At 61.4% G+C, this 14,483-nt stretch carries 15 protein-coding genes; 7 read left to right on the top strand and 8 right to left on the bottom strand.

Annotation, left to right across the window (positions count from 1 at the left end; genetic code table 11):
- Positions 1-437: 437 nt before the first annotated feature.
- Both BM403_RS19525 and BM403_RS19520 read right to left on the bottom strand, forming a co-directional pair.
- Positions 438-1,436 (bottom strand): FecR family protein, encoded by a 999-nt coding sequence (locus BM403_RS19525; RefSeq protein WP_093544254.1) that lies wholly within the window; start codon positions 1,434-1,436, stop codon positions 438-440.
- Positions 1,437-1,499: 63 nt separating this feature from the next.
- Complete coding sequence (locus BM403_RS19520; protein ID WP_015886011.1) at positions 1,500-2,021, bottom strand: RNA polymerase sigma factor; 522 nt, start codon at positions 2,019-2,021, stop codon at positions 1,500-1,502.
- A gap of 207 nt (positions 2,022-2,228) precedes the next feature.
- Here BM403_RS19520 and aroQ point away from each other — a divergent pair, with 207 nt between their 5' ends.
- Positions 2,229-2,678 (top strand): type II 3-dehydroquinate dehydratase, encoded by a 450-nt coding sequence (aroQ, locus tag BM403_RS19515; RefSeq protein ID WP_093544252.1) that lies wholly within the window; start codon positions 2,229-2,231, stop codon positions 2,676-2,678.
- On the top strand, positions 2,675-3,523 hold the full coding sequence (locus tag BM403_RS19510; RefSeq protein ID WP_093544250.1) for a shikimate dehydrogenase: 849 nt from the start codon (positions 2,675-2,677) through the stop codon (positions 3,521-3,523). The genes aroQ and BM403_RS19510 overlap by 4 nt, the downstream gene beginning before the upstream one ends.
- A 134-nt stretch (positions 3,524-3,657) precedes the next feature.
- Here BM403_RS19510 and BM403_RS19505 read toward each other — a convergent pair whose 3' ends face one another.
- Complete coding sequence (locus tag BM403_RS19505) at positions 3,658-4,299, bottom strand: TetR/AcrR family transcriptional regulator (RefSeq protein WP_093544248.1); 642 nt, start codon at positions 4,297-4,299, stop codon at positions 3,658-3,660.
- 77 nt (positions 4,300-4,376) lie between these two features.
- Positions 4,377-6,278, bottom strand: coding sequence for a 3-dehydroshikimate dehydratase QuiC (quiC, locus tag BM403_RS19500; RefSeq protein ID WP_093544246.1), 1,902 nt, complete (start codon positions 6,276-6,278; stop codon positions 4,377-4,379).
- Between the two features lie 221 nt (positions 6,279-6,499).
- Between quiC and BM403_RS19495 the strand changes: the two genes are divergently transcribed.
- A complete protein-coding gene (locus BM403_RS19495) occupies positions 6,500-7,834 on the top strand; it encodes an MFS transporter (RefSeq protein WP_015886016.1) in 1,335 nt (444 codons plus the stop codon).
- Positions 7,835-7,847: 13 nt separating this feature from the next.
- On the opposite strand, the gene BM403_RS19490 is transcribed toward BM403_RS19495, so the two are convergent.
- The gene (locus tag BM403_RS19490) at positions 7,848-8,726 is read right to left on the bottom strand and encodes a DMT family transporter (protein WP_046036589.1); all 879 of its coding nucleotides are present in this window, start codon (positions 8,724-8,726) and stop codon (positions 7,848-7,850) included.
- A 199-nt stretch (positions 8,727-8,925) separates the two neighbouring features.
- On the opposite strand from BM403_RS19490, the gene BM403_RS19485 reads away from it, so the two are divergent.
- From BM403_RS19485 to BM403_RS19475, 3 genes are read left to right on the top strand one after another with little or no spacing between them, the layout of a single operon-like run.
- Positions 8,926-9,339 carry a membrane lipoprotein lipid attachment site-containing protein gene (locus BM403_RS19485; protein WP_015886018.1) on the top strand — a complete coding sequence of 138 codons (414 nt, stop codon included), beginning with the start codon at positions 8,926-8,928 and terminating at the stop codon, positions 9,337-9,339.
- Positions 9,340-9,395: 56 nt separating this feature from the next.
- Entirely contained in the window at positions 9,396-10,283 is an 888-nt protein-coding gene (locus BM403_RS19480; RefSeq protein ID WP_015886019.1) for a KPN_02809 family neutral zinc metallopeptidase, read from the top strand.
- On the top strand, positions 10,284-11,273 hold the full coding sequence (locus BM403_RS19475; protein ID WP_093544244.1) for a hypothetical protein: 990 nt from the start codon (positions 10,284-10,286) through the stop codon (positions 11,271-11,273).
- A 57-nt stretch (positions 11,274-11,330) separates the two neighbouring features.
- Here BM403_RS19475 and BM403_RS19470 read toward each other — a convergent pair whose 3' ends face one another.
- Genes BM403_RS19470 through BM403_RS19460 form a run of 3 tightly spaced genes read right to left on the bottom strand, consistent with a single transcriptional unit; the run spans position 11,331 to position 13,404 of the window.
- Entirely contained in the window at positions 11,331-11,930 is a 600-nt protein-coding gene (locus BM403_RS19470) for an HAD family hydrolase (protein WP_093544242.1), read from the bottom strand.
- A complete protein-coding gene (tesB, locus tag BM403_RS19465; protein ID WP_015886022.1) occupies positions 11,927-12,796 on the bottom strand; it encodes an acyl-CoA thioesterase II in 870 nt (289 codons plus the stop codon). The genes BM403_RS19470 and tesB overlap by 4 nt, the downstream gene beginning before the upstream one ends.
- Before the next feature lie 38 nt (positions 12,797-12,834).
- Entirely contained in the window at positions 12,835-13,404 is a 570-nt protein-coding gene (locus BM403_RS19460) for a GNAT family N-acetyltransferase (RefSeq protein ID WP_015886023.1), read from the bottom strand.
- Between the two features lie 75 nt (positions 13,405-13,479).
- Between BM403_RS19460 and BM403_RS19455 the strand changes: the two genes are divergently transcribed.
- On the top strand, positions 13,480-14,400 hold the full coding sequence (locus BM403_RS19455) for a histone deacetylase family protein (RefSeq protein ID WP_015886024.1): 921 nt from the start codon (positions 13,480-13,482) through the stop codon (positions 14,398-14,400).
- Positions 14,401-14,483 lie beyond the last annotated feature (83 nt).

The raw sequence follows: 14,483 nt of genomic DNA, 5'->3' as shown, positions 1-14,483 counted from the left end.
GGGTAACCGTTAGATTATGGTCGTCTGCCAGGCCGCCAGCGAGAGCAAGCTCCCTCGCCACAGGTCCAGCGCCATAGCCAGAATTGTGTAGATACCGAGGCCTCGATGGCGCTGAATCAGTCACCTGATGAATTGACTGACACACCGCTATCGGGGGCAAGCCCCCTCCCACATTTGGATCGCGGGGTAACCGTTAGATTATGGTCAGCTGTCAGGCCGCCGGCGGGAGCAAGCTCCCTCGCCACAGGTCCAGCGCCATAGCCAGAATTGTGTAGATACCGAGGCCCCGATGGCGCTGAATCAGTCACCTGATGAATTGACTGACACACCGCTATCGGGGGCAAGCCCCCTCCCACATTTGGATCGCGGTCAGCTGTCAGGCCGCCAGCGGGAGCAGGCCTAACTCACCACAGGTCCAGCCCACACCTACAGGAAAATCAATAGATCAAGCTGAGGCCCGCCAGATCCAAACGCTGCACGTGCAGCTCCTGGGTGAGAATGCCAAGGGCAGTGTCGAGCATATCAAGCCGAAACACCCCGCTGACCTCGCGATCCCCCAGCGCCGAATCCGCCAGCACCACACGCCCAGGACGGTAGCGGTTAAGTTGCTCGATGACCTTGGCCAGCGGTTGGCGATCAAAGATCAACACACCGCGGCGCCAACTGGTGGCCCGCTCTACATCGAGCTGGTCGATGGGCACGATGCCTTCCTGGAGGTTGTAGCGTGCAGCCAGGCCCTCCTTAAGCACCCTGTCGGCCGGACCTTTTTTCGGAATAGCTTGCAGGGAAACCTCGACACTGTGCTCCAGCACCCCAACCCACGCCTGGCTATCGCCCTCGCGCGCCACCACAAACCGCGTGCCCAGCGCACGGGTTTGCCCCCCCGCGCTCTGCACCACAAACGGCCGGGTTTCCTGGCCCACCCTCGGCGCCACATCAAAGATCGCCGAGCCCTTGAGCAGACTGATACGGCGTTGCACACCGTCGTAGTCCAGGCGAATGGCACTGCCGGAATCCAGCTCTACGGTACTGCCATCGGCCAGGTGCACGGTGCGCACCTCGCCTTTCTGGGTGATGTAGTCGGCTTGCAGGCGCAACAACACGTCCGGCCCGCGCACCCAGCCAACACCGACCACCACCACGACCAGCGCGACAGCCGCCGCACGTTGCCATGGCCTGCGTCGCTTGGACCGGCGCGCCGGCAGCGTCGCCGCCGGCGGGCGTTGACGCTGCAGCGGTTCGTCCTTGTACACCTCACCCAATGCGGCCCACGTCTGTTCGGCAAAGCGCAAGGCCGCTTCGTGGCGGCTGTCGCAGGCGATCCAATGCTGCAGCTCGGCCTGCTCCTGGTCGGTCAGGGCACCGGCGTGCAAGCGCACCGCCCACTCGGCGGCGGCCTCGGTAATGCTGTGCTGTTGCGGACCCTGGCTATTCACGTGTGAATCTCGAATTTTTCGTTATGTAACGCTGTGACGACTGACCTGGCATTTTTCGGTAATTCATTCGTCGGATGGCGCCACCTCGCCTTCCTGCAAGCGCTGCATCACGTAGGCCAACGCCTTGGCCAAGTGCTTTTGCACGGAACTGTCAGAAATGTCCAGGTGCCGGGCGACCTGGGCGTGGGTCATGCCTTCGATGCGGTTGAGACGGAAAATCTGCTGGGTGCGTTCCGGCAACTCCGCCAGTGCCTGCTTCAATGCCTGTCGCTGTTGCTGCGCCATTGCCTGAGCCTCCAACCCGGCCACGTCATCTTCAATCTCGGCCAGCGCCTCATGGGGCACGGAGTCTGTCTTGCGCCGTGCTTCCTGGCGAATATGGTCGATCAGCAGATTGCTCGCCGTTCGATAGAGATAGCCCTGGGAGTTGTCGATGCGCTCGCCGGCCGGTTTTTCCGCCAGGCGCAGGAAGCTCTCCTGCACCAGGTCTGCGGCCAACTGCGGGTCCCGTACCTTGCGTGCCAGATACCCACGCAAGGTATCGGCATGCTTGAGAAACAGGCCTTTGAGATCCACGTCCGACAAACCGACTCCCTGGAATGTTAAGGAAACAGGCGGGCATCTTAAGCGTTGTCGAGAATTATTTTCAATTGATATCTAATCTGATTCCAGCGCGTGAAGGGTCTGATTAACAGTTCGATAATCGAACAGATCCGCTGCCATCAATTGACCAAATTAACTAACCAGTACATTTTATCCCCACAACGAACAATAACTGTGGAGACCCTCCCTATGCCGCCCATCGTGCTGGTGCTCAACGGCCCCAACCTCAACCTGCTCGGCACCCGTGAGCCCGCCACCTATGGCCATGAAACCCTGGCCGATGTCGCTGTCCTGTGTGGCCGCAGCGCCGAACAGCTCGGGCTGAAAATTGAATTTCGCCAGACCAACCACGAAGGCGAATTACTCGACTGGATCCACGGCGCCCGCGCCCGTTGCGCCGGCATTGTGATCAACCCGGCAGCCTGGACGCACACGTCGGTGGCGATTCGCGATGCGCTGGTCGCCAGCGAAGTGCCGGTGATCGAAGTGCACCTGTCCAACGTGCATGCCCGTGAGGCGTTCCGTCATCACTCTTTCGTATCGCCCATCGCCAAGTCGGTGCTCGCCGGGTTCGGCAGCCATGGCTACCACCTGGCCTTGGAACATTTCAGCCACCTGCTCAAAGGGGCGGCCCGATGAAACCGCGCATTCTCGCCGGCTTGATCGGCAGCGGCATCCAGGCCTCGCGCACCCCTGCCCTGCATGAACAGGAAGGCGATGCCCAAGGTTTGCGCTACCTGTATCGCCTGATCGACCTTGAACCGCTGCGCCTGGACATCAATGCCCTGCCCGACTTGCTGGAGGCCGCCGAGCTCATGCACTTTACCGGGCTGAACATCACCTACCCGTGCAAGCAGGCAATCCTTCCATTGCTTGATGAATTGTCCGACGAAGCCCGGGGCATTGGCGCGGTTAACACGGTGGTGTTCAAGGACGGCAAACGCATCGGCCACAACACCGATTGCCTTGGGTTCGCCGAAGGGTTTCGGCGCAACTTGAACGACGTCGCCCGCCAACGCGTGGTGCAGATGGGCGCCGGCGGTGCAGGTGCAGCAGTGGCCCATGCGCTGCTGGCGGAAGGCGTGGAGTACTTGAGTATTTTCGATGTAGACGCCAGCCGAGCGCGCGACCTTGTGGATAACCTGACTCAGCGCTTCGGCACGGGGCGTGCGCAGGTCGGCACACACTTGGAAAATGCGATGGCCGAGGCCGATGGTTTGGTCAACACCACACCGATGGGCATGGCCAAGTTGCCCGGCACGCCGGTGCCTGCATCCTTGTTGCGGGCTGAATTATGGGTCGCCGAAATCGTGTACTTCCCGCTGGAAACCCAACTGCTGCGCGACGCCCGCGCCTTGGGTTGCCGCACGCTGGATGGCGGCAACATGGCGGTGTTTCAGGCGGTGAAGGCGTTCGAGTTGTTCAGTGGAGAAGCGCCGGATGCACAGCGGATGCTGCTGCACTTCCAAAGCATGAATACCTGACGGTAGAAACCGGAGCAAAATGTGGGAGGGGGCTTGCCCCCGATGGCGGTGGATCAGCCACCTTATCAGGAACTGGCCTGCCGCAATCGGGGGCAAGCCCCCTCCCACATTTGATTGCATTCCAACCTGAGTACTCAGGCCTGCAAGTAGCGCATCACCGACTCACAAATCATCTCGCGGTGCCGCTGCTTGATCGCCTCATCCGACAGTTCGATCTGAAAGATCTCACTGAACGTATGGCGGTTGGACACCCGGTAAAAGCTGAACGAATTGATCAGCAAGTGAACATCCAGCGGCTCCAACCCTTCCCGAAACACGCCCATCTCGGCCCCACGACGCAACGTCGTACCCAGCGCCTCGAGGATGTTGCTGTTCATCGCCTTGATCGAATCCGAACGCTTTACGTATTCGGCATTGTGGATATTTTCGATGCTGACGATGCGCACGAAATCCACGTTCTGGTCGTGGTGATCAAACGTGAACTCCACCAGCCGCCGAATAGCATCGCGCGGTTCCAGGGCGGTGAGGTTCATGCGGGTTTCGGTGTTGCGGATGTCACCGTAGAGCTTCTCCAGCACCTCGACGTACAACTGCTCCTTACTGCCGAAGTAGTAATAGATCATGCGTTTGGAGGTGTGGATGCGCTCGGCGATCGCATCCACGCGAGCGCCGGAAAGGCCCTGCTGGACAAACTCGACAATGGCTTCCTGGAGTATGTTTTCGCGGGTCTTTTCCGGGTTGTTCTTCCGGCTCTTGCGGGGTGCCTCGGAGGTCATGGTGCGCTCACGGCCAGTGTTATGCAGGCGCTGATTATGGGCCGCGAGGCCTCCCGAAGGAAGCACCTCGCCAGCCGTTATAAACGCGCCTGGCGCACCGCACCGCTGCGCGATTTGGCCATCGCCGCCAGGCGCACCGCCACGTTGGCCGCGCCGTAGCCGGCATAACCGTTCTTGCGCTGGATGATCTCGAAGAAAAACCGCCCTTCAAACGGCTCGGTGTACACGTGAAACAACTCACCGCCTTGGGCGTCGCGGTCGTACAGCACGTTGTAGTACGCCAGCTCGCTGAGGAATTCGTCGTCGAAATCGAAACGCGCCGCCAGATCATCGTAATAGTTGAGCGGAATATCCAGCAGCGGCACACCCGCGTCTTTGGCGCGGCGCACTTCGGCGAAAATATCCGCGCAGTCGAAGGCAATGTGGTGCACGCCCGAGCCGCGATAGCTCGACAGTGCGTGGGAAATGGCCGTGTTGCGGTTCTCGGAGATATTCAGCGGCAGGCGGATCGAACTGCAGCGGCTGCGCAGGGCGCGGCTTTTCACCAAGCCGTAAGGGTCAGGCAGCACCACTTCGTCGTCGGCTTCGAAATCCAGCAGGCTCTTGTAGAACAGCACCCAACTGTCGAGGCTGTCGGCCGGCAACGCCATGGCCATGTGGTCGATGCGCAACAAGCCGCCGCTGGTTGAAGCGGCGGGCTGCAGGTTGAAGTCGGTGTCGTACAGCCCGCCTTCGCTCGGGTCCACCAGGTAAATCAGGCTGCCATCCGGCGCGCGCACCGCCGCCAGCTCCAACTCGTTGGGCCCGACCAGGCCGCGATACGGCTGGCCCTTGTACGCCACCGCCCGCTCCAGCGCCTTCGCGCTGTCCTTGACCCGAATCGCGGTGGCGCACAACGACGGCCCGTGGGCTTCGAAAAAGTTGTGGGCAAACGAATAGGGTTCACAGTTGAGAATCAGGTTGATATCGCCCTGGCGCAACAGGCTCACGCTCTTGGAGCGATGCTGCCCGGCCTTGACGAACCCCAGGCGTTCCAACCAATGAGTGAGCTTGGCGCCGAGGCTTTCGTCAACGGCAAACTCGAGGAACTCGATGCCCTCGTATTCGCTGGCCGCCGGGGTATCAAACAGAATCTCGGCAGGTTGCGCGGGCGCTTCCTGTTTCAGGCGCTCGCGGGTTTTCTCTTCCAGGTACAGCAAGGAGCGCAGGCCATCCGCTGCGTTCGCCCGAGTTGGCGCGGCGCGGAAGCCGTCGTTGAAAATCTCCAGGGACAGTGGCCCGGTGTAGCCACTCTTGATGATCGGTGCGAGGAAACCCGCCAGGTCGAATTCGCCTTGGCCGGGGAAGCAGCGAAAATGCCGGCTCCACTCCAGGACGTCCATGGCCAGGACCGGCGCGTCGGCCATTTGCACGAAGAAAATCTTGTCGCCGGGGATGTCGGCAATGGCGCTCGGGTCGCCCTTGAGCGACAGGGTGTGAAAGCTGTCGAGCAACACGCCCAGGCTGGGGTGATCGACCTGACGCACCAGGTTCCACACCTGTTGCCAGGTGTTCACATGCTTGCCCCAGGCCAAGGCTTCATAGCCGATACGCAGGCCACGGCGGCCAGCATGTTCGGCCAGCAGGCTCAAGTCATCCAGTAGAATGCGTTCATCACCCACGCAATCGGCCGAGGCATTGCTGCACACCAGCACCAAGTCGGTGCCCAACTCCTGCATCAGGTCGAACTTGCGCTCGGCACGCTCGAGGTTGCGCGCCAGGCGGTCACGGCGGCAACCTTCAAAGTCGCGGAACGGCTGGAACAACGTGATAGCAATGCCGAGGTCGGCACACATCTGCCTAACTTCACGCGGGCTGCCATCGTAATACAGCAGATCGTTTTCGAAGATTTCGACGCCATCAAACCCGGCGGCCGCGATGGCTTCGAGTTTTTCCGGCAGGGTTCCGCTCAAGGAAACGGTGGCAATAGAGCGTTGCATGGGCGACTCCCGGCATTTGAGACTGGTCTTATTTACGGCAAATTATTGGCCGCTAAACTGTCGACAGCAATTAAAATGTACGAACCGGTTAGTTTTTGGTGCGATTATCGAACACTATGCCTGTTTGGCGAATTGACGATTTTTTAAGCGCTGCGCACCATCGATCCAGTAACAAAGACCCAGAACACACCATAAAAATTTCAAAAAACGGGTACAACCACATGCCTCTGCAAAACTCCGTCCTGGCCGACCGCCCGGGCAACCCGCACGCCGGCATCGGCGACAAGATCCGCGGCGCCCTGGCCGTGGGCAAAACGCGCTGGGGCATGCTGGCCCTGGTGTTTTTCGCCACCACCCTCAACTACATCGACCGCGCCGCACTGGGCGTGATGCAACCGATCCTGGCCAAAGAGATGAGCTGGACGGCGATGGACTACGCCAACATCAACTTCTGGTTCCAGGTCGGCTACGCCGTCGGCTTTGTGCTGCAAGGCCGCCTGATCGACCGGGTCGGCGTCAAACGCGTGTTCTTCTTCGCCGTACTGCTGTGGAGCCTCGCAACCGGCGCCCACGGCCTGGCCACCTCGGCGGTGGGCTTTATGGTCTGCCGCTTTATCCTCGGGTTGACCGAAGCCGCCAACTACCCGGCGTGCGTCAAGACCACGCGGTTGTGGTTCCCGGCGGGTGAACGTGCCGTGGCCACCGGCATCTTCAACGCCGGTACCAACGTCGGCGCGATGATGACCCCGATGCTGCTGCCGTTGATCCTGCATGTGTGGGGCTGGCAGGCGGCGTTCCTGTGCATGGCCTCGCTCGGTGCGATCTGGCTGGTGTTCTGGGGTTTGAAGTACTACAACCCGGAAGACCACCCTTCGGTCAAACAATCCGAATTGGACTACGTGCAGCAGCAAGTCGAGCCGGAACAACCGGGCGTCCCCTTCAGCCGTATCCTGCGGATGCGCGGCACCTGGGCCTTCGCCATCGCGTATGCCCTCACCGCGCCGGTGTTCTGGTTCTACCTGTATTGGCTGCCGCCGTTCCTGAACCAGCAATACAACCTGGGCATCAACGTGACCCAGATGGGCATTCCACTGATCATCATTTACCTGACCGCCGACTTCGGCAGCGTGGGGGGTGGGATTCTGTCGTCGTTCCTGATCGGCCGAGGCATGAACTCGATCAAGGCACGCCTGCTGTCGATGCTGCTGTTTGCCTGCTGCATCGTCGGCGTGATCATGGCCGCCGGTTCCAGCCAGCTGTGGGTCGCGGTGTTTGCCATCTCCCTGGCGATTGGTGCGCACCAGGCCTGGACCGCCAACATCTGGAGCCTGGTGATGGACTACACGCCCAAGCACATGATGAGTACGGTGTTTGGTTTCGGCGGCATGTGCGCGGCCATCGGCGGTATGTTCATGACCCAGATCGTCGGCCACATCCTCACCGTGACGAACAACAACTACACAGTGTTGTTCACCCTGATCCCAGCGATGTACTTCATTGCGCTGACCTGGATGTACTTCATGGCGCCGCGCAAGATCCCTACCGTAGACGTCTGAGCAACCGTCTGAGCTATCTGCGCCGCTGCTGCCAGGCAGCGGCCAACCCGCTCATGCAGATCACCCCGATGCCGACCACCGTGGTCACATCGGGGGTATGGTTGAACACCAGCCAGCCCAACAACCCCGCAAACACGATCTGGCAATAGCCGAACGGCGCCAGCAAAGCCGGCGCCGCGAAGCGAAACGCTTGGGTCAGCATCAAGTGCGCGGTCATGCCGCACGTGCCCAGGGCCAGCATCAACACGCCATGCCACAGCGTGGGGATCTGCCAGAAGAACGGCACCATGGCGCTCATCACCAAGGTATTGCACAGCCCGGCAAAGAAGTTGCTGGTGGTGGGGGTGTCGAACTTACTCAGGATGCGCGTGAGCAGTTGGTAAAAGCAGAAGAACAGCGCCGAACACAGCGGCAGCAACACCGCCGGCGTGAAGAGTTCGCCGCCTGGATGGATGATCACCAGCACCCCGATAAAGCCACAGATCACCGCCAGCCATTGGCCGCGTGTCACATGCTCACCCAGCAGCGGCACCGACAGCGCCGTCACCAGAATGGGTGCCAGGAAGTTCACTGCCGTGGCTTCAGCCAAGGGGATGTAATGCAGCGCCGCCGTGAAGAACAAGCTGGTGCCCAGCAGACACAGCGCCCGCACCACCTGCATCCCCGGCCGTTTGCTGCGCAGTACGCGCAACCCCGATTGCGGCAGGAAAATGCCGGCCATCAGCAAGGTGTGCACCAGGTAGCGCGCCCACACCACCATCACGATCGGGTAGAACCCGGCCAGGTATTTGGACAGGGCATCGTGGCTGGAGAACAGGAACGTCGCCAGTACAATCAGCAGAATGCCTTTGAAAGGATGGTTGATGCCGGAAAGGGGGGTACTGACAGTCATTGGATTCTCTTGCGTGGCGAGCTGAACGCTGAGCACTGAACGAAGCAGCGCTCAACCCGGTAATCTAGCAGCCGGGCCGGAGTCTGCCCCAAGAGCATAACCAAACACCGGGCGAACAGCGCACTAAATCACGGGATTCGAGTCCAACGCTGCACGATTGCCCTCGCGCTGTACACTTTTTAACCAAGGCCTTGCCGCTATGAAAAAAACGTTTTTTATTCTGTCTGCCCTTGCTCTGCTGACTGCCTGTAATCAGGAATCCAAGGAAGCGCCAAAACCCGCACCGGCGTCCGTACAAGCGACCCTCGTGCCGCAAACGCCGCCTACCGACAAATGGGTGGGCAAGTGGATCGGCGTCGAAGGCCTGTACCTGACCATCGCCAAGGACGACAGCATCGGCCGTGGTCACTACCTCCTCACCATGCAATACGGCCTCGACGCCGATGACGCCGGCACCTTCAAAGGTGAGGCCAATGAAGACGGCATCGCCTTCAACCGTCCGGACGGCCCACAACTGCTGCGCGCCGGTGACGGTGAAGCCACCGGGCTGAAATGGCTGGCGGATAAAAAGGACTGCCTGATTGTCGATACCGGCGAAGGGTATTGCCGCTAATAACGGCCATACTCAACCAACATCCCTGTAGGACCGTTCATCAAGAGGATTGCCCCATGCTATGGAAAAAAGGCCGACGCAGCGACAACGTGGTGGATGCCCGCGATGACAGTGGCGGTGGTGGCGGCGGCATGCGCTTTGGGGGCGGTAAAGGCTTGAGCCTGACGGCGATCGTGCTGATCGTCGGCATCGGCTGGATGACCGGCCAGGACCCGTTGCAGATCCTCGGCCAACTGACCGGCCAGATGGAACAGGCGCCCTCGGTGAGCACGCAATCGCGCCAGGCGCCGCCGGCCAACGATGAACAAGCCGATTTTGTGCGGGCCGTGTTGGGCGATACCGAGGACACCTGGGGCCAGGTGTTCAAGGAAAACGGCCTGGCGTACAAGAACCCGAAACTGATTCTGTTCCGTGGCCGGGTCAACTCCGCCTGCGGTGGCGCCACCTCGGCCAGTGGCCCGTTCTATTGCCCGGCTGACCAACAGGTGTACCTGGACCTGGACTTCTTCCGGGAAATGTCGCAACGCTTCCAGGCCGCCGGCGACTTCGCCCAGGCCTATGTAATCGCCCACGAAGTCGGGCACCACGTGCAGACACTGCTGGGCATTTCGTCGAAGATCCAGGCCGCACGCCAGCAAGGCCGCCAGATGCAAGGCGACGGCGGCCTGTTGGTGCGCCAGGAGCTGCAAGCCGACTGCTTCGCCGGGGTGTGGGCCAACCGTGCGCAAAAGCGCCTGAACTGGCTGGAACCCGGTGACATTGAGGAAGCACTGAATGCGGCCAACGCCATTGGCGATGACCGCTTGCAGCAACAGGGTCAAGGGCGCGTCGTACCGGACTCTTTTACCCACGGCACCTCGGCGCAGCGCGTGCGCTGGTTCAAGACCGGCTTCGCCCAGGGCCAGATCACTCAATGCGACACCTTTGCCGCCAAGAGCCTCTAGATGAATAAACGATTGGGATTGCTGCTGGGTGCGCTAGTCACCTGTTCCGCCTTGGCCGCCGAGCCTGTCGTAAAAGAGCATGGCGTCAAAGAAGTCAGTCCCGATCGTTTCCACCTGGAGGCCGGCGACCTCAGCCTGGGCTTGAGCCAGGACTGGCGACAGCCACTGCCCACGGTCACCCGCGCCTTGATCATCGTGCACGGCCGCCTGCGCAATGCGCAGACCTACCTGCAAAGCGGTGAAGATGCCGCCGAGCATGCCGGGCTTACCGCCAGCACGCTGGTGATCGCGCCGCAGTTTCTCAACGCGTCCGACGTGAAGCGCAACCACCTGGGCCACTCGGTACTGCGTTGGAAGGGCAACGACTGGATGGCCGGCGAGCCCTCGACCGGACCGGGCCAAATCAGTTCCTACGGCGCGCTGGACCAGATTATCAAGCACCTGGGCAACCGCACATTGTTCCCGGCGCTGAAAGAAATCGTGGTCGCCGGCCACTCCGGCGGCGGCCAGGTGGTGCAGCGTTTCGCCCTCACGGGCCACGACCACCCGATGCTGCAGACCGAAGGCATCAGCCTGCGTTACGTGGTGGCCAACCCGTCGTCCTACGCCTACTTCAGCCCGCAGCGCCCGGTGAAGTTCGACACCGCCAGTTGCCCCGGCTTCAACGACTGGAAATACGGCATGCAAAACCTGCCGGATTACGCCAAAGGTCAGCGCGCCGAGCAGCTTGAAAACACATACGTATCACGCAACATCACCTACCTGCTGGGCCAACAGGACACCGACCCGAACCATCCCGCGCTGGATAAAAGCTGCGCCGCCGAGACCCAGGGCGCGTATCGCCTGATTCGCGGGCACAACTATTTTGACTACCTCAAGCAGCGGCATTCGCAGTTGAGCCATAGGCTGGTGGAGGTGCCGGGGGTGGGGCATAACGGGGATGGGATGTTTACGTCGCCGGAAGGCCAGAAAGTACTCTTCGGGAAATAACTGCCGAAACCGGATTAAACATATGGGAGGGGGCAAGCCCCCTCCCACATTTGATTGTCAGCGTATGGGCTGGATCATCCGGCGCAGCACCGCACAATCCTCGGCATGCCAATCCGCCAATTCAGGCCAGGGATTTTCCGGCAGGTTCACCAACACCGTCCGCGCCCCCGCCGCCCGGCCACAGTCCAAGTCAAAGCGATAATCGCCGACCATCACCATCTCGCTCGGCGCCACGTCCCAGGCTGCTGCCAGTTTCAGCAAACCACCCGGGTCCGGCTTCGGCGGCGCATCTTCACGTCCCAGCACATCCTCGACGGCAAAGCAGTCCGCCAGGCCAATCGCCTCCAGCGTGATATGCGCCAATTCCCGCGCATTACGGGTCAGGACACCCAGGCGATCACCACGCCCGGCCAGCTCGCGCACCAGTTCCACTGCACCTTCAGCCGCGACGGAACCCTGCGCCAGCTCCCGTTCATGCTCCAGCAGCCAGGCATGCTTGGCCGCCGCGACCTCCGCCGGCAATGCCGCCAAGTGAGTGAGGATGTCGTCCTCGGGTGGAATCTCCAGCGCCACGCGAATGGCCGCAAAGTCATGCACGGCCACCGTGAGGGTGCCGTCCATGTCGAACACCCAGTGCCTGACGTCCGCCAGGCTCATGCCCAATCCTTGCGATGACGAATCAAACCTTCCTGCGTCACCGAGGCCACCAATTGCCCGGCGCGGTTGTACACGCTGCCACGGGAGAACCCACGGGAATTACCGGCCCACGGGCTGTCCATGGCGTACAACAGCCAATCATCGGCACGCAGGTCGGCATGGAACCACAACGCGTGGTCGAGGCTGGCGACTTGCATGTCTTTCTGCCACACGGTCTTGCCGTGGGGCAGCAAGGAGGTGGTCAGCAGGCCGAAGTCCGAGGCGTAGGCCAGCAGGTACTTATGCAGCGCAGGTGTGTCGGCCAGGGCGCCGTCGGCGCGGAACCACACGTATTTGACCGGGTCGGAGGGCTGCGGGTTGAACGGGTCTTTCTCGGTCACCGGGCGCACTTCGATCGGTTTGGGGCACAGCAGCTTGTCGCGCATGTGCTCGGGGATCAGGTGCGCCCGCTGCTGGGTCAGTTCCAGCTCCGACGGCAAGTTTTCCGGACCGACCACTACGGGCATGGTGGTCTGGTGATCGAAGCCTTGTTCGTCGTATTGGAACGAAGTGGTGCAGGTGAAGATCGGGTGGCCCTTCTGGATCGCCGTCACGCGGCGCGTACTGAAACTGCCACCGTCGCGCACGCGGTCCACCGAGTACACCACCGGCAACTTCGCGTCGCCAGGGCGCAGGAAATAACCGTGCAGGGAATGCACATGCCGCGCTTCTTCTACGGTCTGGCTGGCTGCCGACAACGACTGGCCGAGCACCTGGCCACCAAACAATTGGCGAAAGCCCAGGTCCTGGCTGCGGCCGCGAAAGAGGTTTTCCTCGATCGGCTCCAGGGTCAGCAAGTCCACCAGATCTTCCAATACTTGGCTCATAGAGCAACTCCTAAAATCTACGGGGCATTCCGGGCTGCCTATCCGTGCAGCGTGTCCAACCATTGGGCGCGGGTGATGCGATACAAAACATGATGGCGCAGCGGGTCATCGGCTGCGACCTTGGGGTGTTCAAAATCTGCCAGCGGATCGTAATGCATACCGATGGCCTGCATGACTTTTTGTGATGGCAGATTGGCTTCGGTGGTGAACGCGACGATTTCGTCCAACTGCAAACGGTCGAAACCACAGCGCAACGCCGTCCAGGCCGCCTCGCTGGCGTATCCCAGGCCCCAGTGCTCGCGGGCCAGGCGCCAGCCGATTTCAACCGCCGGGGTAAAGTCGGTTTCAAAGCTGACATTCGCCAGCCCGGTGAGGCCGATGAATTCACCCGTGTCCTTGCGCTGTAACGCCCACAGGCCAAAGCCGTATTCGGCGAAGTGGCCGCGAATCCGGCCGATCAAGGCGGCGCTTTCCAGGTGGCTCAACGTGGCCGGGAAATAGCGCATCACCTGCGGGTCGGCGCACATGCGTGCAAATTCCAGCAGGTCGCTGTCGCGCCATTGGCGCAGCACCAGGCGTGCACTTTCCAATTCAAGTATCGGCTCCATGGGTCCCCTCCCTTGCCATGTGCGTGAGTGTACCGCGCTGTTAAGATCCCTCGCAGGTTCCCGTCAGAAAATCCCATGCCTTTGCCATTGATCTACCACGATGACTACAGCCCCGAGTTCCCGGCGGAACATCGGTTCCCCATGGACAAATTCCGCCTGTTGCGCGACCACCTGGTGGACAGTGGCCTGACCGAGGACAGCCAATTGCTGCGCCCGCAACTGTGCCCAGCGCAGATTCTGGCCCTGGCCCATGACACGGGGTATATCGAACGCTACATGAGTGGCGAACTGTCCCGCGAAGACCAGCGCCGCCTCGGCCTGCCGTGGAACGAAGCCCTGGCCCGGCGCACCGTGCGTGCGGTCGGCGGCTCGATTCTCGCGGCAGAACAGGCGCTGGAACACGGCCTGGCGTGCCACCTGGCGGGCGGCACCCACCACGCCCATTACGATTACCCAGCGGGCTTTTGCATCTTCAATGACCTGGCGGTGATCAGCCATTACCTGCTGGCCAGCGGCCGGGTCAACCGCGTGCTGATCTTCGATTGCGACGTGCACCAGGGCGACGGCACCGCGCGCATCCTCCACGACACGCCGGATGCCATCACCGTGTCGCTGCACTGCGAAAAGAACTTCCCCGCACGCAAGGCCCAGAGCGACTGGGACATTCCGCTGCCCATGGGCATGGGCGATGCCGATTACCTCAAGGTGGTGGACGACGCGCTCAACTACCTGCTGCCGCTGTATCAACCGGACCTGGTGCTCTACGACGCCGGCGTCGATGTGCATAAGGACGACGCCCTCGGTTACCTCAAGCTGACAGACGCCGGCGTCGCCGCCCGCGACGAAAGCGTGATGCGCCACTGCCTGGGCCGCGATATTCCGGTGATGGGTGTGATCGGCGGCGGCTACAGCAAGGACCGCCCCGCCCTGGCCCGTCGCCACGGCATCCTGCACCACAGTGCGCAACGGGTGTGGACGTCATCAGGTTGTCACTGAATCGTGGGCGTTACCCACATTGCCTGTGGAACCACCTGTGGATAACTTGAGCGTAAGCCTCTGAAAGCGAGCAGCCGTAAGGC

Origin of the sequence: Pseudomonas sp. OV546 (assembly GCF_900116845.1) — a bacterium.
GTDB lineage: Bacteria > Pseudomonadota > Gammaproteobacteria > Pseudomonadales > Pseudomonadaceae > Aquipseudomonas > Aquipseudomonas petroselini.
Note: the sequence above shows the minus strand (reverse complement) of the source record. Positions and strands in the feature narration are given on the sequence as shown.